This is a genomic window from Stenotrophomonas sp. 3diitr2024 (assembly GCF_042136455.1).
GTDB classification, from domain to species: Bacteria; Pseudomonadota; Gammaproteobacteria; order Xanthomonadales; family Xanthomonadaceae; genus Stenotrophomonas; species Stenotrophomonas sepilia.
This window is the reverse complement of the sequence record NZ_JBHHMJ010000283.1, coordinates 1-310: the sequence shown is the minus strand read 5'-3', so window position 1 is coordinate 310 and position 310 is coordinate 1. Positions and strand designations below refer to the sequence as shown.

1 protein-coding gene is annotated in these 310 nt (G+C 67.1%); it reads right to left on the bottom strand.

The window, feature by feature from the left end; all coding sequences use genetic code 11:
* A partial coding sequence (locus ABGA94_RS06615; protein ID WP_375366758.1) for a hypothetical protein occupies positions 1-310 on the bottom strand: 310 nt, incomplete at both ends.

The following is a 310-nucleotide window of genomic DNA, read 5'->3' as shown; positions in this document are numbered from 1 at the left end:
TCCTTGCCTGCCCCCTTGATGTCCAGGGGAATGCGGACATCCGGAAGAAGCTGCCCAGCAGGACCTCCCAGCGCGTTCACGTCGATACTTCTTTTCCGCCGGATGCCTGCGTGGTTCATTGTGCGACACGCAGGTGGTGATCATCTGCAGGCTGATCGCATGCGGGCTGTCCGGCTCGCCGGCATAGCGCGGCGCGTCATGCAGGGCCACCCCCACCGACTCGGCGGTCCATTCCGGCAGCGCGGCCAGCAGCTCGCGGGCCTTGCCCAGCGCCACCTCGGCACCGGCCTTGAAGTGTTTGGCCACCGCC